We start from the raw sequence: 22526 nt of genomic DNA, 5'->3' as shown, positions 1-22526 counted from the left end.
TAGGACGGCATCGTGATCCCGTTTTCCCCGGAAATCCTGGCGGTGCTGGCGCTGGCCTTTCTGGTCGGCGCCGTAGCTGGCGCCTGGCCCGCGCGGCGGCGCCTGCTGGTCCAGGCGGCGGAGGCCGCCCGACAGACCGAGCGCGCCGACCGGCTGCAGGAGCGGGTCGGGCAGCTCGACCTGGACTTGTCCGGCCAGGCCCGGGCCTTGGAAGAGTGGCGCGCCAGGGCCCAGGATGGCCGGCTGGAACTGGCCCGGCTGCAGGCGGCGTATCAGGAGAAGCTCGCCGCCTTCGAGGATCTGCGGCAGGCCTTCGAGCAGTCGCGGGCGGCCTTGAAGACGGAGTTCCAGCAGCTGGCCGGTCAGGTGCTGGAAGAAAAGAGCCGTGGCCTTTCCCGTTCCAGCCAGGACACGCTCGACGGCCTGCTGCGGCCATTTCGCGAGCAGATCGAAGGCTTCCAGCGGCGCGTCAACGAAGTTCACGACGCCTCGGTGCGCGGCCAGGCCCGGCTGGACGCGGAAATCCGCCGCGTTCTGGACATCGGCCTGAAAATGAGCGACGAGGCCCAATCCCTGGCCAGGGCACTGAAGGGTGACAAGAAGACCACCGGCAATTGGGGCGAGGTCCTGCTGGAACGCAGCCTGCAGCTGGCGGGGCTGGTCGCGGGCGACCACTACCAGGCCCAGGCGCCCTTCCGTGACGAGGCGGGCAACCGGCGGCAGCCGGATTTCGTCGTCCGGCTGCCGGATGGCAAGCACCTGATCATCGACAGCAAGGTCTCGCTGGTGGACTATGACCGGGCCGTGGCGGCGGCCACGCCTGAAGACCGGGAGGCCGCGCTGGCCGCGCACGCGCGCGCCGTGCGTCACCATATTGACGACCTGGCCCGCAAGGACTACAGCAGCCTGATCGGCATGAAAAGCCCTGGCTTCGTGCTGATGTACATGCCGATCGAGCCGGCCTACATCGAAGCCATGCGCCACGATCGTGATCTGTTCGACCACGGCTATCGCCGCAACGTCGTCCTGGTGTCCCATACCACGCTGATGCCGGTCCTGCGCACGGTGGCGACCCTGTGGATGCTGGCGCGCAGCAACGAGCAGGCTCGCGCGCTGGGCGAGCAGGCCGGCGGGCTGTACCGGCAGGTGGAGGTGGTGGCGGATCGTCTGCAGAAGCTGGGCCATGCGCTGGGGACGGCGGCCTCGCACTACAACAGCACGGTCACGGCCGTGGCGGGGCAGCGGGGCCTGTATGGCAAGGTCGGCCGCTTCGCCGAGCTGTCGGCCAAGGCCGACCGGCCGCTGCCGCCGCTGGAGCCCCTGCATGCGGACTTCGAAGTCCAGCGGCTGGACATCGTGGCGCCCGAATCCGGCCCGGATGCCGGGCCGCCGTCGCAGGCCGCGTCCGATCGTCCCCTTTCCCCATCGGAGCCAGACACATGACGCTTCAACAGGCTACGTGTCCCGGAACGGCGACCGGCCGTCGCCTTTCCTCTTTTCCCGGAATGTGGCGGCTGCCGCGCGCCGCGGCGCGCGGGGCCGTCGCCGTCCTGCTCTGGATCTGCGCGGGGCTGGGCACGGCCGCCTCGGCCACGGAAGCGCCTGGCCCGGCGCCCGCCTCCCCGACCGTCGATGCAAAGGCCGCGGGGGCCGTCGAGCGGGCCGGCGGACGGGTGGACGAGACCCCGCGCATGGCGATCCTGTCCGCTTTCGCGCCGGAACTGGAATTGTTGCGCGCCCGTTTGCGGGATCCGCGTGCCCACGTCGTCCAGGGAGTCGAGTTCACCACCGGGCGGCTCGAAGGCAAGCCCGTCGTGCTGGCGCTCGGCGGCATCAGCATGGTCAACGCCGCCATGAATACCCAGTTGCTGTTCGACCGCTTCCATGTCACGCACCTGGTCTTCAGCGGCATCGCGGGCGGCGTGAATCCCGACCTGGGCATCGGCGACGTCAGCGTGCCCGAGCGCTGGGGGCAGTACCTGGAAGTAGTCATGATGCGGGAAACCGCACCGGGTCGATATCGCGCGCCGGCATCCAAGGGAACCTTCGAGTTCGCTCCCTACGGCATGATGCAGCCGCGCTCCGTGCGCGTGCGGCCGGCCGGCGGAACGGGCATCCAGGAAAAATTCTGGTTCGAGGCCGATCCGCTCATGCTGGCCGTGGCGCGCGGCATCCAGACCGTTCCCCTGCGCGCCTGTGACCGCGAGGACCGCTGCCTGGACAGGCGCCCCCGCCTGGTGGTCGGCGGCAATGGCGTGTCCGGCCAGGCCTTCGTGGACAACGCGGATTTCCGCCGCTACGCCTTCCGCACCTTCCGGGCCAACGTGCTGGACATGGAAAGCGCCGCCTGCGCCCAGGTCGCCTGGCGCGCGGGCGTGCCCTTCATCGCCTTCCGCTCGCTCAGCGACCTGGCCGGGGGCGGACCGGGCGAAAATGAGATGAACGCCTTCCTGCACATCGCGGCGGACAATGCCGCGCAGGTGTTGCTGGCGTTCCTGCGAGCCTGGCCGGATTCAGGGGGCACCCGCCCACATTCGAGGGGAGAATGATGAATCCGCCGAAATCCGTCGATGAGGCAGCGGCCGGGCCGCCGTCCGCCGGAGACCCCCGCCTGGACGAGGCCTTCCGGCAATCCGCCGTGGCTTCCACCCTGTACGTGTCCGGTCAGCCGGACCGCGACGTCGGCCTGGCGGACCTGGGGACGGCCGCGGCGGAATCCGGCCTGCTCTGGGTCGGCCTGAAGGAGCCGGACGAGGCCCTGGTGAGCGACGTGGGCCGGCGGCTGGGCCTGCCCGGCCGCGCCATCGAGGAAATCATTTCCCCGCACCGGCGCCCGAAGATCATCGAATACGACCAGTTGACGCTGGTGGTCGTGGTGACGGTCGAGATCGTCCAGGACCGGCCGAGCTTCGGCGACACCCAGTTGCTGGTCGGGCCGGGCTACCTGCTGACGATCCGCCGCCATGCGCGGGGATCGTACCGGGAATTGCGCGATCAGCTGGCCGAATCGCCGGAATTCCTGAGCCGGGGCAGCGATTACGTCGCCTCCACGCTGCTGGACCTCCTGGCGGACCGTTATGTCGAGGCGCTGGACCACATGGAGGGCCGGGTCGAGAACGTCGAGCACCAGTTCCTGCTGCGCGGCTTCCGTGAAATCGACGTGCGCCGCTTGTACCGTCTGCGCCGCGACCTGCTGCGCATGCAGACGGCGGTCGCGCCGCTGGTGGAGATCTGCCGCCGCCTGGCCCGCGTGGACATGCGCAATATCGGCGCCGACAGCCGGGGGTATTTCAACGAGGTCGCCGACCGGATCCAGCGCATCGTCGAGTCCATCGCCGGCCTGCGCGAGGCGCTGGCCTTCGCCTTCGAGGCCAGCATGATGATCAGCCAGATGCAGCAGACCGACATCACCCGCAAGCTGGCCGCCTGGGCCGCCATCCTGGCCGTGCCCACGGCGGTGGCGGGCATCTACGGCATGAATTTCCACGACATGCCGGAACTGGGCTGGACCTACGGCTATCCGGCGATGCTGGCCGGGACGGGCACGGTCTGCGGGCTGCTGTACTGGAAATTCCGCCGGATCAAGTGGCTGTAGGGGATGCGCGCGGGTAGCCGCATGGATGGGCTGCCCGCGTTTCAGGCTAGTGGAACAGGGCGCTGGCCTTGAGCAGGGTTTCCCAGATGCCCAGCGCCAGCGGGATGCCGACGTAGAGCCAGAACAGGATGACCAGGGCGGGCGAGGAGGTGCGGGTCGTCGTTGCGGACATGGGAGTCTCCTATTTCTGGTGGGCCAGGCTGGCGCCCAGGGGCGCGGTGTCGGTTTCGGCCGCCATGTGGTGGTGCGAGGCGACCGGACGGACCAGCAGGTTGCAGATGAAGCCGACGACCAGCAGGCCCGCCATCAGGTACATCGTGACGGTGTAGGACTGGCCTGGCGGGACGCCATGGTCGACCTGGTACTGGCGGATGTAGTTCACCAGTACGGGGCCGAGTATCCCGGCGGCCGCCCAGGCGGTCAGGATGCGGCCGTGGATGCCGCCCACGTAGCGGGTGCCGAACAGGTCGGCCAGGTAGGCCGGGATGGTGGAGAAGCCGCCGCCGTACATCGAGATGATGATCGCGTAGAACAGCACGAACAGGGCGACGTTGCCCGAGGCCCCCATGCCGGGCACCAGGAAGTACAGCACCGCGCCCAGCACGAAGAAGATCCCGTAGGTGGTCTTGCGCCCCAGATAGTCCGACGTGCTGGACCAGAAGAAGCGTCCCAGCATGTTGGCCAGCGACAGCAGGCCGACGAAGCCGGCCGCGGCGGCCGGCGTGATGGCGCCGCGGAAGCTTTCCTGGATCATTACCGAGGCCTGGCCCAGCACGCCGATGCCGGCCGTCACGTTCAGGGTCAGCGCCCACCACAGCAGCCAGAACTGCGGGGTCTTCAGGGCCTGGTCGATGTGGACGTGGTTGCGCGAGATCATGGCCTTCTGCGTGGCCGGAGGGGTCCAGCCCTCGGGCTTCCAGTCCGGCGCCGGGATGCGGATGGCGCAGGCGCCGATCATCATGGAGATGAAGTACAGCACGCCCATCACCAGGAAGGTCGGGGCCACGCCCATCGAATCCGGCGTGCGGAAGTGCTCCATCAGCCCCACCGACATCGGCGAGGCGATGAAGGCGCCGCCGCCGAAACCCATGATGGCCATGCCGGTGGCCATGCCGCGCTTGTCCGGGAACCACTTGATCAGGGTCGAGACGGGCGAGACGTAGCCGATGCCCAGGCCGATGCCGCCCAGGACGCCGTAGCCCAGGTACAGCAGCCACAACTGGTGGGTCGAGATCCCGATCGAGGACACGATGAAACCGCCGCCGAAGCAGCAGGCCGCCACGAACATGGCCTTGCGCGGCCCGACGTCTTCCAGCCATTTTCCGGCGAAGGCGGCCGACAGGCCGAGGAACAGGATGGCGAGGCTGAAGATCCAGCCCAGTGCGGGCAGGCCCCAGTCGTCCGGCGCGGGCTGCTGGATGCCGATGAGCTTCGTCATCGGGCCGTTGAACACCGAGAAGGCATAGGCCTGGCCGATGCACAGGTGGACCGCCAGGGCGGCGGGCGGGATCATCCAGCGGTTGAAGCCGGGCGGGGCGGTGATGCGCTCCTTGCTGAAAAAGCCGTTCTGGGTTGCTTCCGTACTCATCGTGTCTCCTCCCGGGTCGAATGCCCGGTATGTCTGTGTGTGTGTTGCCGAGGTCGGAAAAATGCAGGTGGGGCCTGCGGAGTGTCAGGCGGGGCTGGCGCCTTGCCTGGGATAGAGGTGTTCGTGGTGCCGGGCGATGGCCTCCAGGCAGATGGGCGACAGGGCGGTGTCGCCCCATTGCCCGTCCGGGTGCGTGTCGAGATAGTCCAGCAGGGCGCGCCGCATGCGCGGATCCCAGAATCGCCGGATGTGGTCGGCGATGCTGTCGATGCCGGCGGCCCGGTCGGGCATGGCCTCGAAGAACAGGCCGATGCGGTTGGCCAGGCGGATCAGGTGTTCGATATTGGTCACGTGCGGTTCCCGTCCAGGTAATCGGGCCGGCTGTAGATCGTGCAGCGGCCGTCGCGCGCGAAGCCGGCCAGCATCATGGGCGCTTCCCGGGCCAGCCGCACGGCCAGGGTGGTGGGGGCCGAGACGGCGACCAGCGCCCGGATGCCGGCGGCCTGGGCCTTCTGCACCATCTCGAAACTGGCGCGGCTGGAAATCACGACGAATCCCTGACCGGAGTCCACCGGCTCGCGCAGCAGGCGGCCGATGAGTTTGTCCAGCGCGTTGTGTCGTCCGACATCCTCGTAGGTCCAGGCCAGGCGCCCGTCGGGCCCGGCCCAGGCGGCCGCGTGGGTGGCGCCGGTCAGGTTGTGCAGCGGCTGGCGCCGGCGCAACTGGTCCAGCGCGGATTCGACCGCGCGGATCGACCAGGGCCGGTCCGGCGCGGCCAGGGGCGGCAGGTCGCGGCGGACCTGGGCCAGGCTCCGCACGCCGCACAGGCCGCAGCTGGTGCTGCCCGCCAGGCTGCGTTGGCGCAGCTTCAAGGCGTGCAGACGGGCGTTGACGATCCGCAGGCGGATCACCAGGCCGTCCGGGGCGGATTCGATGTCCATGTCCAGCACGTCGGCCGGGGAGCGGATGATGCCTTCGGTATAGGAAAAGCCCAGGGCCAGCTCATGGAGATGCAGCGGCGAGGCCAGCAGGACGGCATGCGCGATGCCGTTGTATTCCAGGGCGACCGCTTGTTCGCAGGCGATGGCGTCCTGTGTGGCCGTCGCTTGCCGGCCTCCGATGCGCAGGATGTCGCCCATCGCGAGGCCGGCGGACGGGTCGGGGCAGTCGGACATGGGGTCGAAGTCTGCGGGATGCATGCGGGTCTCCTCAGGCGCCGGTGGGTGCGGCCTGGGTGCGGCGGGCATCCAGGAGCTCGTCCTGGCGCCGGTCGTGCGCCACCCAGGCCCGCTGCCAGGCCGACGGCGCGGTGACCTTGCGCACCTGGACGGCGGTGACCTTGTATTCCGGACAGTCGGTCGCCCAGTCGGTGTTGTCGGTGGTCAGGACGTTCGATCCGCATTCCGGGAAGTGGAAGGTGGTGTACACCACGCCGGGCTGGATCCGGTCGGTAACGGTGGCGCGCAGTACGGTTTCCCCGGCCCGGCTCTCGATGGCGACGCGGTCGCTTTCGACGATGCCCCGGTCCTCGGCGTCGTGGGGGTGGATCTCCAGGACGTCTTCGCTGTGCCAGGCGTTGTTGGCCGTGCGCCGGGTCTGCACGCCGGCGTTGTATTGCGACAGGATCCGTCCCGTGGTCATCAGCAGCGGGAAGCGGCGCGTGGAGCGTTCCTCGGTCGGGACGTACTGCGTGATCATGAAGCGGCCCTTGCCGCGCACGAATTCGCCCACGTGCATGATGGGCGTGCCTTCGGGGGCCTCGTCGTTGCAGGGCCACTGGACGCTGCCGCCCAGGGCGGCGATGCGGCCGAAGGACACGCCGGCGAAGGTCGGCGTCAGCCGGGCGATCTCGTCCAGGATTTCGCCGGGGTGGGCGTAGTTCATCGGATAGCCCATGGCGTTGGACAGGGCGCAGGTGACTTCCCAGTCGGCCAGGCCGGCCTTGGGCGCCATGACCTGGCGCACCCGCGAGATGCGGCGCTCGGCGTTGGTGAAGGTACCATCCTTTTCCAGGAAGGACGAGCCTGGCAGGAAGACGTGCGCGTACTTGGCGGTCTCGTTCAGGAACATGTCCTGGACGATCACGCACTCCATGGCTTCCAGGGCCGCCGCCACGTGGCGGGTGTTGGGGTCGGACTGGGCGACGTCCTCGCCCTGGCAGTACAGACCCTTGAACGTGCCGCCGTGGGCCGCGTCGAACATGTTGGGCAGCCGCAGGCCCGGCTCGGACTGCAGCGGGACGCCCCAGGCGCGCTCGAATTCGGCGCGCACCTTGTCGTCGGACACGTGGCGGTAGCCGGGGAATTCGTGCGGGAAGGAACCCATATCGCAGGAGCCCTGGACGTTGTTCTGGCCGCGCAGGGGGTTGATGCCCACGCCTTCGCGGCCGATGTTGCCGGTGACCATCGCCAGGTTGGCGATGCACATGATGGCCGTGGAGCCCTGGCTGTGTTCGGTGACGCCCAGGCCGTAGTAGATCGCGGCGTTGCCGCCGGTGGCATACAGGCGGGCGGCGCCGCGCAGGTCGGCCGCCGGCACGCCGGTGATGGATTCGGTGGCCTCGGGGGCGTGTTCCGGGCGACGGATGAACTGCATCCATTCGTCGAAGGCCCGGTCCTCGCAGCGGGCGCGGACGAAGTCGTGGTTCACCAGATCCTCGGTGACGATGACGTGGGCCAGGGCGTTGAGCACGGCGACGTTGGTGCCCGGCCGCACCGGCAGGTGATAGTCGGCCTTCACGTGCGGCCCGTCGACCAGTTCGGTGCGGCGCGGGTCGATCACGATCAGGCGCGCGCCCTGGCGCAGCCGGCGCTTCAGGCGCGAGGCGAAGACCGGATGGGCGGCGCTGGGGTTGGCGCCCAGCACCACGGCCACGTCCACGTGCATCACCGAGTCGAAGGTCTGGGTGCCGGCCGATTCGCCGATGGTGGTTTTCAGCCCGTAGCCGGTGGGGGAGTGGCAGACCCGGCCGCAGGTGTCGACGTTGTTGTTGCCCATGGCGGCGCGCACCAGTTTCTGGACGAGGTAGGTTTCCTCGTTGGTGCAGCGCGACGACGTGATGCCGCCGACCGAATCCACGCCATATTCGGCCTGGATCCGCTTCAGTTCGGACGCCGCGTGGCCGAGGGCTTCTTCCCACGAGACCTCGCGCCAGGGATCGGTGATCTTCGCGCGGATCATGGGCTTGGTCAGGCGGTCGGCGTGGGTGGCGTAGCCCCAGGCGAAGCGGCCCTTGACGCAAGAATGGCCGCGGTTGGCCTTGCCGTCCTTCCAGGGGGTCATGCGGATGACCTTGTCGCCCTTCATCTCGGCCTTGAAGCCGCAGCCCACGCCGCAGTAGGCGCAGGTGGTGATGACCGCGTGATCGGCCTGGCCCTGGTCGATGACGGTGTTCTCGATCAGTGCCGAGGTCGGACAGGCCTGGACGCAGGCGCCGCAGGACACGCAGTCGCTTTCCAGGAAACCGTCGTCCTGGCCCGCGATGATGCGCGAATCGAAGCCGCGCGCCTGGACGGTGAGGGCGTAGGTGCCCTGGACGTCGTCGCAGGCCCGCACGCAGCGGCTGCAGACGATGCACTTGGACGGATCGTAGGTGAAATAGGGGTTGGACGCGTCGGCGGCGTCGTTCAGGTGGTTGGCGCCGTCGAAGCCGTAGCGCACGTTGCGCAGCCCCACCACGCCGGCCATGTCCTGCAGTTCGCAGTCGCCGTTGGCCGGGCAGGTCAGGCAGTCCAGCGGATGGTCGGAGATGTAGAGCTCCATCACGTTGCGCCGCAGTTCGTGCAGCTTGCCGGTTTCGGTGCGGACCACCATGCCGTCCTCGACAGGCGTGGTGCAGGATGCCGGGTGGCCCCGGCGGCCCTCGATTTCGACCAGGCACAGGCGGCAGGAGCCGAAGGCTTCCAGGTTGTCCGAGGCGCAGAGCTTCGGAATCCGGATGCCGGTCTCGGCGGCGGCGCGCATGATCGAGGTGCCGGCCGGGACGGTGACGGCTTGGCCGTCGATGGTCAGGGTGACGGTTTCGGTGGACAGGGACTCGGGCGTGCCCAGGTCGCGGTCGCGTTTCAGGACGGTTTCCAGCATGGCGGGCTCCTAGGCGGTCTGCGAGGCAAGGGCCGGTTCGGCGGCGAGGCCGAAGTCTTCGGGGAAATGGCGCAGGGCGGACAGCACGGGATAGGGCGTCATGCCGCCCAGCGCGCACAGCGATCCGGCCATCATGGTGTCGCACAGGTCGCGCAGGAGTTCGGCCCGGGTCTCGCGGTCCTTGCCGTCGCGGATCGCGCGGATGACCTCGGTGCCGCGCACCGAGCCGATGCGACAGGGGGTGCATTTGCCGCAGGATTCGATGGCGCAGAATTCCATGGCGTATTCGGCCAGGGCGGCCATGTCGGCGGTGTCGTCGAAGGCCACCACGCCGCCGTGGCCCAGCATGGCGGAAATGGCCAGGAAGGCTTCGTAGTCCAGCGGCGTGTCCCACTGGGATTCCGGCAGGTAGGCGCCCAGCGGGCCGCCCACCTGGATCGCGCGCAGCGGCTGCCCCGAGGCGCTGCCGCCGCCGAAGTCGAACAGCAGCTCGCGCAGCGTCAGGCCGAAGGCCTTTTCGACCAGGCCGCCGTGGCGGATGTTGCCCGCCAGCTGGAAGGGCAGGGTGCCCCGGGACCGGCCCATGCCGAAGTCGCAGTAGGCCTGCGCCCCCCGGGCCAGGATGAAGGGCACCGTGGCCAGGGAAATCACGTTGTTGATGACGGTGGGACAGCCGAACAGGCCGCGCACGGCGGGCAGCGGCGGCTTGGCGCGCACCAGGCCCCGGCGGCCTTCCAGGCTTTCGAGCAGCGAGGTCTCCTCGCCGCAGATGTAGGCGCCCGCGCCGCGCCGCAGTTCGATGTCGAAGGCGCGGCCCGAACCCTGGATGTCGTCGCCCAGCCAGCCGGCCTCGCGCGCGGCGCGCAGGGCGCCGGCCAGGATCCGTTCGGCCTGGGGGTATTCGGAGCGGACGTAGAGATAGCCGCGCGTGGCGCCCACGGCCAGGCCGGCGATCGTCATGCCCTCGATCAGGGCGCAGGGGTCGCCTTCCATCAGCATGCGGTCGGAGAACGTGCCCGAATCGCCTTCGTCGGCGTTGCAGACGATGTATTTCTGCGCCGCCGGAGTCTGCAGCACGGTGCGCCACTTGACGCCGGTGGGGAAGGCGGCCCCGCCCCGGCCGCGCAGGCCGGATTCGGTGACGGCGTCGACGATGGCCCCGGGTTCCATGTCCAGCGCCTGCCGCAGCCCGGCGTAGCCGCCGTGGGCCTCGTAGTCGGGGATACTGAGCGGGTCGATCAGGCCGACCCGGGCGAAGGTCAGGCGTTCCTGCTTTTTCAGGAAGGGAATGTCTTCGGTCGGGCCGTGGCACAGGGGGTGGCGCGTGCCATCCGGCGTGTTCGGGGCGCCGTCCGTCCAGGCCGCGTCCAGGATGGCCGGGACGTCTTCCGGCGTGACGGGACCGTAGGCGATTCGCCCGGCGGGCGTGGCGACCTCGACCAGGGGCTCGAGCCAGTGCAGGCCGCGCGAGCCATTGCGCACGATGCGCAGGTCCAGGCCCCGGCGGGCGGCTTCGGCGCGGAAGGCGTCGGCCACGGCGTCGGCCCCCATGGCCAGCGCGGCGGTGTCCAGCGGGACATAGAGGATTCGTTCCATGTTCAGGCCTCCCGCGCCGCCGCCAGCAGGGCGTCCAGTTTTTCGGGGGTGACGCGCGCGTGGGGGCGGCCGTCGATCATGACGGCCGGCGACTGGGCGCACAGGCCCAGGCAATACACCGGGGCCAGCGAGACGTCGCCGGCGTCCCCGGCGGAGACGCGCGCCCGGGCATGCTCGTACAGGGCGCCGCCGCCACAGGCCTGACAGGATTCGGCGCGGCAGACTTCGAGGTGCGTGCGCGCCGGCGGCGCGGTGCGGAAATGGCTGTAGAAACTGATCACGCCATGGACCTCGGCGCGGGACCGCTGCAGGGCGGCGGCGATCTGCGGCACGGCCGGCTCGGGGATCCACCCCAGGGCGTCCTGCACGTCGTGCAGGATCGGCAGCAGGGCGCCGGGCTGGCCGGCGTGCCGGGCCAGGATGTCCCGCACCAGCGGATCGGCGTCGTCATGCGGGGCTGCGTCGGCATCGGACCGGATGGTGTCCATGGCTTCGTCTCCGGGCGCACGATCGGCGGGCATGCGCTCTAATAGGTTTATCCGTGCATATATAATTCAGTGCCGTCGATTTACTCTACTCTTGAAAATAATTTGATTTCAATAAGATAATAAAAACATATTTGTCCCAGGGTTATATTTTTATATGCAATTGAATTCATATTAATAAGACTTTCAGGAGGAGATATGGCGGTTTACCGATTCAAACCCCGGCTGCATTCGGAGTGGGTGCTGGAAAAGCAATCCGGGGAAATACTGCCCATGGGCGACGTGTTGCGGCTGCTGGCGGCCGTCGACGAGCACGGCCATATTGCGGGGGCCTGTCAGGCGCGCGGGATGTCCTATCGGCATGCCTGGGGCATCCTGCGCAAGGCCGAATCGGAATTCCAGGCGCCGCTGATCGAGACGTCCCGGCGGCGTGGTTCGCGCCTGACCAGCTTCGCGCAGCACCTGCTATGGGCCAACCGGCGCATCGATGCGCGCCTGGCACCGACCTTCGAGAGCCTGGCGTCCGAGCTGCAGGAAGAGCTGCAGCGCCTGTATTCCGAGGAAATGTCCGTGCTGCGCCTGCATGCCAGCCACGGCTTCGCCGTCGAGGGCCTGATGCGCCTGGCCAATGGCCAGGACCTGCTGCCGCTGGAGCTGCGCTACCGCACCGGGATCGAGGCGCTGGCCTCGCTGGACCGCGGGGAATGCGATCTGGCCGGCTTCCAGGTGCCGTTGGCGGAATACGAAAAGCCGATCCTGCAGCATTACAGGCGCTGGCTCGATCCGGACCGCATGCTGCTGCTGCACCTGGCGGAACGCAACACGGGGCTGTTCGTGCAGCCCGGCAATCCGAAGCGCATCGTGTCGATCAGCGACCTGGTGCGCCCGGACGTGCGTTTCGTGAACCGGCAGATCGGCTCCAGCACGCGCTTCCTGGTGCACCTGATGCTGGAGCGCCTGGGCATCGACTCGAAGGACGTCACCGGCTTCGACAGCGGGGAATTCACGCACATGGCCATCGCCGCCCACATCGCCAGTGGCATGGCCGATGTCGGCATCGGGGTCGAGACCGCCGCCTGGCGCTGCGGGCTGGAATTCATCCCTCTGGCGCGGGAACGCTATTTCTTCGGCATCAACAAGGAGCTGGTCGGCACCCAGTCCCTGCAGCGGCTGCTGGACCTGATGAGCGGGGACGACTATCAGGCCTACGTGCGGGACCTGGTGGGCTACGACTGCAGTCTGATGGGACAGGTCCAGACCCTGGAGCAGGCCTTCGGGCCGGAATTCTCCTGCAGGCGCTGAACGCCGCGGCCAGCCGGGCGGCGTGCCAGGCCGGTGGACGTCGATGAGCGGTGCGGGACCGCCGGATTCTGGATCGGATTCAGTGCAGCGCGAAATCCACGCGCGTCGTCGGGCCGCCGTCCTCGATTCCGTCCGCGTCGGGCTTGGGCGCTACGATGAAGACCCGGTCGGTCAGCTCGGGCGCGGCGGCCATGATCCGCTCGTACACGGCCTGCGCGCGGGCCTCGGCCAGGGCGGACAGGGACTGTTTGCCCAGCGGGGCCGCGGTCAGCAGCAGGGCGTTCATCCGCTCGGGCGGCAGCGATTTGGCAATGCCGATGGCGTTGCGCGGCTTGCCCTTGATCTTGGTGTCGTCGTAGACGTCCTCCAGGTACTTGGCGCGGTCGGCGTCGGTCAGCTCGATGCCATCGATGGCTTTTTTGCCGCGTTTGCCGCTCGCTCTGGCCTTGGCCGCGCGCATCCGGTCGTCCACCCAGGCCTGGCGCAGTCCCGCCTCGTCCGCCTGCGGGTCGGCGCGGCCGATGATGTCCATCTTCAGCGAGGGGCGATCGGCCAGCGCCTTGACCAGCGTGGCGATGCTCGATTTCGCCGCGTCGTCGAGCGCGGCGCTGCCCGGCGCGAAATCGACGCGCGACAGGTCGTCCCCGCCGCCGAAGGCGGAGGCCAGCAGCTTGAAGGGCGCGGTCACCGCCTTGGTGATCGTGTTCACGATCACCTGCACGATGATGCCGCCCACCGAGAACTGCGGGTCGTCCAGCGAGCCGGAGATCGGCAGGTTGATGTCGATGTTGCCATTGGCGTCCTTCAGCAGGGCGACGGCCAGCAGTACCGGCAGCTTCAGCGCGTCGGGGCTGTCGGACGGTTTGCCGAAGGTGAGCTGATTGAGCAGCACCTTGTTGCCGGCCTGCAGGGCGCGATCCTTGATCTGGTAGTGGAGGTCGACCGACAGCTTGCCGCGTTCGATGGCATAGCCGACGTATTTGGACGAATACGTGGTGAAGCGGGGCAGGTCCACGCCCTTGGCCGAGGCCTTCAGGTCCAGTGCCAGGTAGCGAGCGAAAGGCTGCACCGTGCCCGAAATGGAAAGCGGCGCGGTGCCGTATACGCGGCCCGCGACGCGAACCTTGGCCGGCGTGGGCCTGGTCGAGGAAACTGCCGTGAGTGTGCCTTCGATGGCGGACAGTTCGGCGCGGTAGTTGGGCCGCACGAAATGGTCATTGAACGTCATGCGGCCGCGCTTGAGCGTGACACTGCCGATCGAGATGTCGGGTGCGGCGCCGGCGGACCGCGCGGCGGGTTTTTGTGTCCCGACCTGCGCCGGGGCGGCTGAGTGGGTGCGGCGGGTCTGCGTGTCCTGGGTGATCGAGCCGGCGGCCGTGCCCTTGTCCACCAGGATGTCCATCACGTTCAGGCGCGCGTTGCGGTTGAGCAGGATGTTGCCGTAGAAGTCGTCCAGCAGGATGTCGCCCAGTCCCAGGCCGAGTTTCGGACCCGCCACGGAGACGTGCATATTGCTCAGACCCAGGTGCTTCCAGTTCAGGAATGCGGCCTTGTTGACACGGTCCTGGAGGTCCAGGCCGTCGATCTGAATCGCGCCGCGCCAGTCCGCCCGCAGGGCCTGTTTGTCTTGCGGCGCGGTGAATTCGGCCTTGCCGCGCGCGCCCAGTGTCACGCCGCGCACCGTGGCGTTCAGGCTGGACGCGATGTAGGGCGCCAGGGAGGCCGCGTCGAATTTGGCCAGATCGAGCGAGGTCCTGACCGTCAGCGGCTGCGCTGTCAGCGACCCGTCGAGCGCCAGCGTGCCGTGTTTCTGGATGCCGTCGGCCCGCAGGGCGAAGTGCGTCGGCTCGGCGTCCAGGGCCAGCCGGTCGGCCGTCAGCGTCAGCGAACCCAGAGACAGGTCCACGCCGGATTTCACGGATTCATCGTGCGCTGCGAATCGGCTCAGGCCGAGCTTCACATCGCGGGCCAGGACCCGGCCATCGGCCGCATCGACCGTGCCTTCGAGGCTCAGGCGGCCGTCCTTCAGCACGATGGGCGAAAAGTGGCGGACGGCCGCCGCGAACGGCGCCAGCGCCAGGTTGTCCAGGGCGACCTGTGCCCTCACCGACAGGGGCCGCAGCACGATCGGTGCCTGGACACGCAGCGTGCCGCCGTCCAGGCTGTTGTCCATGCTCAGCCTGGCCTGCATGGGTTGGTCCGGGGCCTGCGGCCAGGCGATGCGCTCGACCTCGGCGTTCAGGCCGTCCAGCGGATAGTTCAGGCCGCTGGGATCGTCGCGCAGATGCACGGCGCCGGCCTCGAGCTTGAAGGCGCCGAGGGCGATCTTCCAGGCCGTGTCGGCGGCAGCCGGGACGGGGGGTGTGGCCGGGGCTTCGGCGGTTTGCGGCGCGGTGTCTGGCGCGCCGGCGGATGCGTCGTTGGCCGGCGCCGGGTTGGCCGATGCGTGATGGGGGGATTCGGAGGCGGCGGGTTTGTCGGATGCGGGGCCGGTGGATTCCTGGGCGGCCGGCGGAGCATCGCCGGACTGCCGCTCGGCGGACGCGGGCTCTTCCAGTTTGGCGAAGCCCTGGGCCACACGCAGCCAGTTCAACTGCCTGGCGTCGCGATGCGCTTCCACCCGCGGCTTCGTCAGCGTCACCGTATCCATGGAAACCGTGTGCGCGCCCAGGTCGAGCGCCAGGCCCTCGGCCTTCAGGTTGTCCCAGGCCAGCAGCGGCGCCCCCGAGGTTTCAGTCACGTCCAGTTGGCGCAGGCCCAGGCCGCCCCGCACGCGGATGCGCGGCGCGGCGCCAGGCGGCTGTTCGAACAGCACCTCCAGTCTGGAGTCCAGCAGGGCGCTCTCGACCTTGACCGGCAGGGGCATGGGCCAGAAATCGGCCCATTTGTCGAGCGCCACGCCGTCCAGCTTCACGTCCAGCGTGGACGTGGGCACTTTGTCGAATGGCCGCGCCGTGCCGTTCAGGTCGAAAGGGCTGCCGTTGATGCGCAGATGCATCGCGGGCTGCACATCGATGTCGGTGGCGTAGCCGAACGAGGAGAGGAAGGGGATGCCCAGCGTGAGTTCGTCGATCGTCTGCTGGCGGCCGGTGACTTGGTCGTCCAGGTGGATGACGCCGCCTGTCAGCGACAGATTGTTCAGGGAAAAACGCGGCGGCCCGGATTCGGCCGGCTCGGGTTCGGCGGGCTGCCCGGCCGCGCGCGCGGCCAGCCGGTCAACGATGTCGGAGAAATTGAAGCGCGCGACGCCCAGGCGCACCAGCGCGGCCTGGGGCCGATCGACGTGGATCCGGTCGATCACCGGCGCGAACATCACGATGGAGCGCCAGGCTACGCGCAGATCGAGCTCGCCGACCCGCAGCAGCGGCTGCTCGGCATCGGGCTGTTCGATGACGATGTCCTGTGCGCGCAGAGCCAGCGTGAAGGGATTGAAGCGGATCGCGCCCACCTGCACCGGACGGCCCAGCAGTTCGGAGACCTCCTGGGTCAGCGCGCCGTGCACGGCTTTCGGCACCAGCCAGGCGGCCAGGGCGGCCAGCGCCAGCAGCGTCAGCACGGTGCCCGCAAGGATCTTGGCCACCCGCCGGCTGGGTTTCAACACTGGCATCCGCAACCGCATGGCATGCGCTCCCGACAGGTTTTGTTTTTATGCACCGTTCCGGCCCGTGGGCATCGATGCCGTACCGTCCATGGTTCACATTTTCACATTCATTATGAGCTTGCCCCTGAATGACGAAGTCCTTAGTTCCAGTTAAATTGGAACTCAAGGAGTAAGAAATGACAGATTTGAGAAGGCGTGCGAAGTACACGCAGGAGTTCAAGCAAGAGAGTGTGCGTCAGGTGCTGGCGGGATCGTCAATCCGTGCCGTGGCCGATTCGCTGGGGATTCCGAAGGCAAGTTTAGGCAACTGGGTACGTCAACACGAGCTCGGGGATCTAGGCCCAGGGCCCACGAAAGCGACAGCGCCAGTCTCGGTGGAACAGATGGAGATTGCCCGTCTGAAAGCTGAGAATGCCCAGCTTCGGATGGAGCGTGACATTGCAAAAAAAGCCGCGGCGTACTTTGCGCTGGACACGCTGCAAAGTACGCCTGGATTCAAAAAATGAAAGGTCGCTGGCCGATTCGTGCGATGTGCAGGGTGTTGTGTGTCAGCGAAAGCGGCTACTACGGCTGGCAGCGTTCTGGACGTGTCTCGGCAGGTACTCGCTTGCCCGATGAACGGGTACTGGCTCACATTTGCGTCATCCACCGTGAGGTAAAGGCAGAGTACGGCTGGCCGAGGATCTATCGGGAGCTTCGGCGACGTGGGCTGAAGGTAGGAAAGGAGCGGGTTCGGTTGCTGATGAAAGCCCACGGAATACGCGCTCGCGTCAAACGCAAATATGTTGTGACGACCGACAGCAGGCATGCCTTGCCAGTAGCCCCAAATCTGGTGAAGCGGCAATTCAATCCGCCGCAACCGGACCGGATCTGGTGCGGCGACATCACGTATTTGCGTACGGACCAAGGGTGGTTGTACTTGGCGGCCGTGATCGACCTGTTCAGCCGTAAGATCGTTGGCTGGAGCCTGAAGCCGCACATGCAGACCAGCTTGGTCAAGGATGCCCTGGAGATGGCCTATTTGCGCCGCCGACCGGCACCGGGACTGATCTTCCACAGCGACAGGGGCGCCCAGTATTGCAGCCATGACTTCCAGCAGGCGCTGCGCACCTGGAAGATCCATCCGTCGATGAGCAGGAAGGGAGACTGTTGGGATAATGCGCCAACAGAGAGCCTCTGGGCGCGTTTGAAGGCCGCTTGCTTTGATGGCCGAAAGTTTGCTTCCCACCGCGCAGCCAGAGTTGCCGTGATGGACTGGATTACGTTCTACAACCACCGGCGACTGCATTCGGCACTGGGCTACACCAGTCCAATGGAATACGAAAAAATCTGGCACGCGAATCACTATAAAATCGCTGCCTGAACCCCGAACTAAGGACTACGAAAAACGGGGGCAATATCATTATCCATGCCGGATTCCGGCGCGTCCATCGGGAGGCGCCGGTCTTTGCATTTTTTTGCACTGCCCTGCCTTCCGGGCATGGTTCACCCGGACAAACTTCTGATGCGGCCGGAGCGGGCCAGCGTCTTGCCGGTGCGTCTATGGACACTAATGGCACAGATCGGGCTGGTGATCCGCGATGAAATTTGTCGTCATCTTTCCAGCCCTGAAGTCGGGATGATTCAGGCATCGTGTCAGGAACTCGATGTTTGTTCTTACGCCGCCGATGCTTGTGCGGCTCAGAGCTGCGACCATCTTGCCTATCGCCTCTGTCCGATCGGCGCCGTGGGTGATCACTTTTGCGATCAGCGGGTCGTAATAGATGGAGATTTCGCTACCTTCGACATAACCGGTTTCCACGCGAACACCATGGATGTCCTGGGCGGGTAGCACGAGTTCCTGCAGCTTCCCGGGAGATGGCATGAAATGCTTTGCGGGGTTCTCGGCATAGACGCGGCATTCCAGCGCATGCCCGCGCGCCACGACCTCCTCTTGGCGGAGGGGCTGCAGTTCGCCACAGGCATATCGCAACTGCATGGCGACCAAATCCAGACCTGTAATCATCTCCGTGACCGGATGCTCGACCTGGATTCTGGTATTCATCTCAAGGAAGTAGAAGTCGCCGACATCGACATCCAGTATGAACTCCACGGTTCCGGCGCCCCTGTAGCCTACGGCGGTGGATAGTGCGACGGCGGCTTCCTGGAGGCGCCGGCGAACAGGGTTGGGAATGTCCGGGGCCGGCGCCTCCTCGATGACTTTCTGGAAGCGTCGTTGCGTCGAGCAGTCCCGCTCGTGGATGTGGATGGCATGAGATCCAAACCCGAATATCTGAACTTCCACATGCCGGGCCCTGGCGACCAGTTTTTCTAGGAAAACATCTCCGCAACCGAAAGCGGCCCTGGCTTGCGATTGTGTTGTTTCGAATGCCGCTTTCAACTGGCCCGGCTCGAATACCTGTCGCATCCCGATCCCGCCACCACCAGCCGATGCCTTGATGAGCAGGGGATAGCCGATTTTCGCCGCCTCTGCCGCGATGTTTTCCGTGTCGGCGTCGTTCAGGCGCCGGCTGCCGGGCGCGACGGGAACTCCGGCCTCGATGGCCAGTAGCCGCGCGCTTTGCTTATCGCCCATCTTGCGGATCGATTCCGGATCTGGCCCGATCCAGGTCAGGCCGGCGTTCATGACAGCTTCGGCGAAGACGTCATTTTCCGAGAGGAATCCATACCCCGGGTGAATTGAATCCGCGCCGCTGCTGCGCGCGGCCTTGAGGATCTTTTCCGTATCGAGATAGCTGTGCTGGCTCCTGGGCGGGCCGATGTGAACGCTTTCATCAGCCATCCGCGTGTGCGGGGCTCCCACGTCCGCGTCCGAATAGACCGCCACCGTGGCGATACCCAGGCCACGACAGGCGCGTATCACGCGACAAGCGATTTCCCCGCGGTTTGCGATCAGAACCTTGCGCAGCATGGCTCAGGCCCCCTTTTCGGTCACTCGGGCCACCACTTCACCTTCGGTCACGGTGTCACCTGCCTGGACAAGAATGTCCTCGATCACACCGTCTTCCGTGGAAACCACGGGTATTTCCATCTTCATGGACTCCAGAATGATGATGGGATCGTCTTCCGTTATTTCGTCACCCGCCTTGTGGAGAATCTTGGCGACGCTCCCGGTGATTTCCGATTTGATTTCTATCGTAGCCATGACTGTGGATCCTCGTTGATTGAATAGTGGTAGTGAGTGCTGCCTCTCGTTGACAGGTATGGTATTCTACAATTATAGTAGTTGCAATGACAACTACTTAATTCAGGAGGCATTCCATGAGTGACTTCAAGGACTGGGTCGGACGCCGGGTTCGCGCCACGGGAGTCGTGGAAAGCTGGCCTCTGGCCGGCCTGGCTGGCGTGATCGATGAGATCTCGGGTGTCGGGGCGGTTGCCGCCAAAGGCGACATTCATCCCTGCGCGCATTGGCTCTACTTTGTGCCGAACGTTCCGGGCTCCAGACTCGGAGCGGATGGGCATCCGGTGCGTGGCGACTTCATACCGCCGCTTCCGCAGGTGAGCCGGATGTGGGCGAAGAGCGTCATGACTTATGCGAGTCCGGTCCGTGTAGGGGAGCGCCTGGAAAAAATCTCGACGCTGGCCTCCATCGAGCGGAAGCAGGGCAAGACGGGAAGTCTCGTTTTTGTCGAGATCGACAACGAATACCGATGTGGTGATTCATTGGTTCGAAGAGAGCGCCAGACGCTCGTCTACCATGATCACCGCGCCTATGAAGACAGCGTATTCACCGAGCGGGCGGGCCAGAAATGTGATTGGTCTCATGAGGTGCAGTTCGGCGCCGTGGATCTGTTTCGGTATTCGGCGGTCACTTTCAATGGGCATAGGATCCACTACGATGCGGATTACAGCCGCATGGTCGAGGGTTACCCGGGGATCGTCGTACAGGGCCAGCTGATCGCTACGGTCATTCTGTCGCAGGCATTGTCCAGGTCGGGTGTGGGCAGTTGTAGACAATTCACGTTCAGGGCGGTGAAGCCGATTTTTTGTGATCAGCGTTTCTATGTCGAGGGGCGGGTTGGTGATCACGGGAACATCATCGCCTGGGCGCGACAGGAAGATGGGCGGCTCAACATGATGGCCGAAATCCTGCTGTGAATTCGCGGTTCGGTTGGCGGTGGGATATCAGTGCCGGCCCGCCGCCCGGTTGTCCATAAAGCGGATGAATCGACCAGACGGAATTCCGGATGCCGAGGGCGTTCCGTGGCGGCTATTCGATGGCGACTGTTTACCCGGCTCGATCTTCACTGTCCAGGTTTCTCAGATTTTCCAGGGCGGTTTCCAGGTGCAGCCGTTCGACCATGATGTTGTCTATGCTCAGAACACCTTTGTCCCGGTTTTCCGGAAGTGCATAAACGCTGACGATTCGCTTCCACCAGCTGATTTCGCTCTCGCTCGGGCGAAAAGATTGGTTCACGATCCCGATCTGGCTCGGATGGATGACACTTTTGCCCTGCATGCCGATGCTGCGGGCTCGTTCGCATTCCATTTTCAGCCTGGCCTGGTCATGAATGTCGTTCAGGACGCCGTCGATGGCGGGGATTCCAAAGGCGTGTGATACCAGCATGATGTGGCTGATCCAGGCGGACAGGTCGGAATGCAGGCTTTCGATTTCGACGCGGGCATCTTTCGCCAGGTCGTTGGTGCCGAGCACGAGACATTCAAGTCCATGCCGCAGACCGTTTTCGATCGTGTCCTCTAATTTCAGTATGCCAAGAGCCGTCTCAACCATCGACCAGATGGCGGGGGGTGTGGGCGGCGTCGTGGAAAGCGCCACGGCGGCTCGTTCTATTGCCGCGGCGTTTTCCACTTTGGGCAATAGCACGGCGTCGGGGCGCGCCTCTCGCGCCATGGCGATGTCTTCTCTCCAATAGGGCGTGCCGTCACCGTTGACCCGGATGACGACCGTGCGTCCATCGGCCTCGTCCCTGTGTTCCAGCAGGAAGTCTGCGACGGCGCGGCGCGCCATGTCCTTCTGTTCCGGGGATACGCTGTCCTCAAGATCGAAGACGATTGCGTGGGCCGGTGACGCCAGTGCCTTCGACATCATCCGAGGGTTGATCCCCGGTACATACAGTACGCTGCGGATAGTGGTTTTCATGATATCCCCCACTTGAATCTTGTGTGGATTTTCCCTTGAAGTTTGTGGCATACTAAACTATAGTAGTCCTATTGGCAACCACCAAAGGCATGGATATGACAAGAATCACGCGAGCGACATTGAGGAAGCTATGTTTGCCGTTGGTGAGGCCATACCGGCTTTCATACCGGACCTTCGATGTATTCGAACCCTTTCTTCTCGAACTGGTCGATGATAATGGCGTGACGGCCTTCTCCGATGCGCATGTCGCCCCCGGGTCCAGCTCGGAGACCCGGGACGGCGCCTGGTCCTGGTGCCTGGAATCATTGAAAACGCTGAATGCATCCGACATCGAAGCGGAGAAGCAGCGGCTGATGACCCGAAAAGAAGAAAGCAAGGTCGCCGCGACATTGATGATGACGGCGCTGGAATTCCTGGGTGGCAGCAAATGGCTGGAGATCAACAGTGATTTCACCAGCGACTTGCTGGCGCCGATTAATTCTGTTGACGAGGCCTCCATCGAGCCGGAAGTCGGGAGGTTGCTGGGGGAGGGCTTCAGGGTATTCAAGGTCAAGGTGGGCAAGGACCGGAGCGCTGATATCCGTCGGGTCAACGCGATACTGGATGTGCTCGATGGCCGTGCCATGATCAGTATCGACGCCAACCGTGCCTACTCGCGGGAGGACGCCATATGGTTCGCGCGGCGGCTAACCAGGCCCGGTATTGAATTGTTCGAGCAGCCGTGCGCGGCGGATGCCTGGGACGATAATGCGGCGGTTGCGGGCGAGTGCCCCGTTCCCTTGATGCTTGATGAGCCCATATGCGGTCTTGCCGATATAGAGCGTGCCGCCGGCATCGAAAATGTCGGCTTTTGCAAGGTCAAGCTCAAGCGATTCGGCAGCCTGGATTTACTGGCTGAAGGCATCCAGAGCATTCACGACCATGGCATGCGGGCAATTCTCGGGGATGGGTTGGGCAGCGAAATCAATAACTGGATGGAAGCCGCCGTGGCGTCCAGGTTGATTCGGACCAGGGGGGAATTCAACGGGTTTTTGAAACATCGGGACCGTCTGCTGCTCAATCCACTTCCTTTTGATCGCGGTTCGGTCAAGCTCGAGGCTGGCTATATGCCCAGGCTCGACAGAAAAAATATCGAGCGTTTGACGACGGAAATCAGGGTTTTTGAATATTAA

The 22526-nt window shown here is 65.6% G+C and carries 18 protein-coding genes; 7 read left to right on the top strand and 11 right to left on the bottom strand.

Annotated features, from left to right (window positions below):
- Positions 1-12 precede the first annotated feature (12 nt).
- Genes ACTPOE_RS15835 through ACTPOE_RS15825 form a run of 3 tightly spaced genes read left to right on the top strand, consistent with a single transcriptional unit; the run spans position 13 to position 3595 of the window.
- On the top strand, positions 13-1443 hold the full coding sequence (locus ACTPOE_RS15835) for a DNA recombination protein RmuC (protein ID WP_458873191.1): 1431 nt from the start codon (positions 13-15) through the stop codon (positions 1441-1443).
- Complete coding sequence (locus ACTPOE_RS15830) at positions 1440-2549, top strand: 5'-methylthioadenosine/S-adenosylhomocysteine nucleosidase (RefSeq protein WP_458873190.1); 1110 nt, start codon at positions 1440-1442, stop codon at positions 2547-2549. Before ACTPOE_RS15835 ends, ACTPOE_RS15830 begins: the two co-directional genes overlap by 4 nt.
- A complete protein-coding gene (locus tag ACTPOE_RS15825; RefSeq protein WP_458873189.1) occupies positions 2546-3595 on the top strand; it encodes a magnesium and cobalt transport protein CorA in 1050 nt (349 codons plus the stop codon). Before ACTPOE_RS15830 ends, ACTPOE_RS15825 begins: the two co-directional genes overlap by 4 nt.
- A gap of 46 nt (positions 3596-3641) precedes the next feature.
- On the opposite strand, the gene ACTPOE_RS15820 is transcribed toward ACTPOE_RS15825, so the two are convergent.
- The 7 genes from ACTPOE_RS15820 to ACTPOE_RS15790 all read right to left on the bottom strand — a co-directional run bounded on the left by ACTPOE_RS15820 (position 3642) and on the right by ACTPOE_RS15790 (position 11383).
- Positions 3642-3767: an MFS transporter small subunit gene (locus ACTPOE_RS15820; protein WP_458873188.1), complete on the bottom strand. Its 126-nt coding sequence runs from the start codon at positions 3765-3767 to the stop codon at positions 3642-3644.
- 9 nt (positions 3768-3776) lie between these two features.
- Positions 3777-5183, bottom strand: a complete 1407-nt coding sequence (locus tag ACTPOE_RS15815) for an L-lactate MFS transporter (protein WP_458873187.1) — start codon at positions 5181-5183, stop codon at positions 3777-3779.
- A gap of 84 nt (positions 5184-5267) precedes the next feature.
- Positions 5268-5534 carry a formate dehydrogenase subunit delta gene (locus ACTPOE_RS15810; RefSeq protein WP_458873186.1) on the bottom strand — a complete coding sequence of 89 codons (267 nt, stop codon included), beginning with the start codon at positions 5532-5534 and terminating at the stop codon, positions 5268-5270.
- Complete coding sequence (gene fdhD / locus ACTPOE_RS15805; RefSeq protein WP_458873185.1) at positions 5531-6382, bottom strand: formate dehydrogenase accessory sulfurtransferase FdhD; 852 nt, start codon at positions 6380-6382, stop codon at positions 5531-5533. Before fdhD ends, ACTPOE_RS15810 begins: the two co-directional genes overlap by 4 nt.
- Before the next feature lie 10 nt (positions 6383-6392).
- Positions 6393-9266, bottom strand: a complete 2874-nt coding sequence (gene fdhF / locus ACTPOE_RS15800) for a formate dehydrogenase subunit alpha (protein WP_458873184.1) — start codon at positions 9264-9266, stop codon at positions 6393-6395.
- Between the two features lie 9 nt (positions 9267-9275).
- On the bottom strand, positions 9276-10862 hold the full coding sequence (locus ACTPOE_RS15795) for a formate dehydrogenase beta subunit (RefSeq protein WP_458873183.1): 1587 nt from the start codon (positions 10860-10862) through the stop codon (positions 9276-9278).
- Between the two features lie 2 nt (positions 10863-10864).
- A complete protein-coding gene (locus ACTPOE_RS15790) occupies positions 10865-11383 on the bottom strand; it encodes an NAD(P)H-dependent oxidoreductase subunit E (RefSeq protein ID WP_458873182.1) in 519 nt (172 codons plus the stop codon).
- A gap of 162 nt (positions 11384-11545) precedes the next feature.
- On the opposite strand from ACTPOE_RS15790, the gene ACTPOE_RS15785 reads away from it, so the two are divergent.
- Positions 11546-12649, top strand: a complete 1104-nt coding sequence (locus ACTPOE_RS15785; RefSeq protein WP_458873181.1) for a substrate-binding domain-containing protein — start codon at positions 11546-11548, stop codon at positions 12647-12649.
- 79 nt (positions 12650-12728) lie between these two features.
- Here the strand turns inward: ACTPOE_RS15785 and ACTPOE_RS15780 are convergent, their stop codons facing one another.
- Entirely contained in the window at positions 12729-16256 is a 3528-nt protein-coding gene (locus ACTPOE_RS15780) for a DUF748 domain-containing protein (RefSeq protein WP_458873180.1), read from the bottom strand.
- A gap of 170 nt (positions 16257-16426) precedes the next feature.
- On the opposite strand from ACTPOE_RS15780, the gene ACTPOE_RS15775 reads away from it, so the two are divergent.
- A protein-coding gene (locus tag ACTPOE_RS15775) for an IS3 family transposase (RefSeq protein WP_458869997.1) occupies positions 16427-17613 on the top strand; the annotation gives its coding sequence in 2 pieces (ribosomal slippage) (positions 16427-16691 and positions 16691-17613; 1188 coding nt in all).
- Between the two features lie 186 nt (positions 17614-17799).
- Here ACTPOE_RS15775 and ACTPOE_RS15770 read toward each other — a convergent pair.
- Together ACTPOE_RS15770 and ACTPOE_RS15765 are read right to left on the bottom strand one after the other, a co-directional pair.
- Positions 17800-19161: an acetyl-CoA carboxylase biotin carboxylase subunit gene (locus ACTPOE_RS15770; RefSeq protein ID WP_458873179.1), complete on the bottom strand. Its 1362-nt coding sequence runs from the start codon at positions 19159-19161 to the stop codon at positions 17800-17802.
- A gap of 3 nt (positions 19162-19164) precedes the next feature.
- Complete coding sequence (locus ACTPOE_RS15765; protein WP_458873178.1) at positions 19165-19395, bottom strand: acyl-CoA carboxylase biotin carboxyl carrier protein subunit; 231 nt, start codon at positions 19393-19395, stop codon at positions 19165-19167.
- A gap of 116 nt (positions 19396-19511) precedes the next feature.
- On the opposite strand from ACTPOE_RS15765, the gene ACTPOE_RS15760 reads away from it, so the two are divergent.
- Positions 19512-20351, top strand: a complete 840-nt coding sequence (locus tag ACTPOE_RS15760; RefSeq protein ID WP_458873177.1) for an HTD2 family dehydratase — start codon at positions 19512-19514, stop codon at positions 20349-20351.
- Positions 20352-20481: 130 nt separating this feature from the next.
- Here ACTPOE_RS15760 and ACTPOE_RS15755 read toward each other — a convergent pair whose 3' ends face one another.
- A complete protein-coding gene (locus ACTPOE_RS15755; RefSeq protein WP_458873176.1) occupies positions 20482-21354 on the bottom strand; it encodes an HpcH/HpaI aldolase/citrate lyase family protein in 873 nt (290 codons plus the stop codon).
- Positions 21355-21575: 221 nt separating this feature from the next.
- On the opposite strand from ACTPOE_RS15755, the gene ACTPOE_RS15750 reads away from it, so the two are divergent.
- Positions 21576-22526: an enolase C-terminal domain-like protein gene (locus tag ACTPOE_RS15750; RefSeq protein WP_458873175.1), complete on the top strand. Its 951-nt coding sequence runs from the start codon at positions 21576-21578 to the stop codon at positions 22524-22526.

Source organism: Castellaniella sp. WN (assembly GCF_054457555.1).
The sequence above is the reverse complement of the archived record's forward strand: the minus strand, read 5'-3'. Positions and strand labels throughout refer to the sequence as shown.

Excerpts from the sequence above, each read along its gene's own strand:
- ACTPOE_RS15815 (WP_458873187.1), bottom strand. The coding sequence starts at position 5,183 with ATGAGTACGGAAGCAACCCAGAACGGCTTTTTCAGCAAGGAGCGCATC.
- ACTPOE_RS15765 (WP_458873178.1), bottom strand. The coding sequence starts at position 19,395 with ATGGCTACGATAGAAATCAAATCGGAAATCACCGGGAGCGTCGCCAAG.
- fdhF (WP_458873184.1), bottom strand. The coding sequence starts at position 9,266 with ATGCTGGAAACCGTCCTGAAACGCGACCGCGACCTGGGCACGCCCGAG.
- ACTPOE_RS15760 (WP_458873177.1), top strand. The coding sequence starts at position 19,512 with ATGAGTGACTTCAAGGACTGGGTCGGACGCCGGGTTCGCGCCACGGGA.
- ACTPOE_RS15795 (WP_458873183.1), bottom strand. The coding sequence starts at position 10,862 with ATGGAACGAATCCTCTATGTCCCGCTGGACACCGCCGCGCTGGCCATG.
- ACTPOE_RS15785 (WP_458873181.1), top strand. The coding sequence starts at position 11,546 with ATGGCGGTTTACCGATTCAAACCCCGGCTGCATTCGGAGTGGGTGCTG.
- ACTPOE_RS15820 (WP_458873188.1), bottom strand. The coding sequence starts at position 3,767 with ATGTCCGCAACGACGACCCGCACCTCCTCGCCCGCCCTGGTCATCCTG.
- ACTPOE_RS15830 (WP_458873190.1), top strand. The coding sequence starts at position 1,440 with ATGACGCTTCAACAGGCTACGTGTCCCGGAACGGCGACCGGCCGTCGC.
- ACTPOE_RS15825 (WP_458873189.1), top strand. The coding sequence starts at position 2,546 with ATGATGAATCCGCCGAAATCCGTCGATGAGGCAGCGGCCGGGCCGCCG.
- ACTPOE_RS15755 (WP_458873176.1), bottom strand. The coding sequence starts at position 21,354 with ATGAAAACCACTATCCGCAGCGTACTGTATGTACCGGGGATCAACCCT.
- ACTPOE_RS15790 (WP_458873182.1), bottom strand. The coding sequence starts at position 11,383 with ATGCCCGCCGATCGTGCGCCCGGAGACGAAGCCATGGACACCATCCGG.
- ACTPOE_RS15770 (WP_458873179.1), bottom strand. The coding sequence starts at position 19,161 with ATGCTGCGCAAGGTTCTGATCGCAAACCGCGGGGAAATCGCTTGTCGC.
- ACTPOE_RS15780 (WP_458873180.1), bottom strand. The coding sequence starts at position 16,256 with ATGCCAGTGTTGAAACCCAGCCGGCGGGTGGCCAAGATCCTTGCGGGC.
- fdhD (WP_458873185.1), bottom strand. The coding sequence starts at position 6,382 with ATGCATCCCGCAGACTTCGACCCCATGTCCGACTGCCCCGACCCGTCC.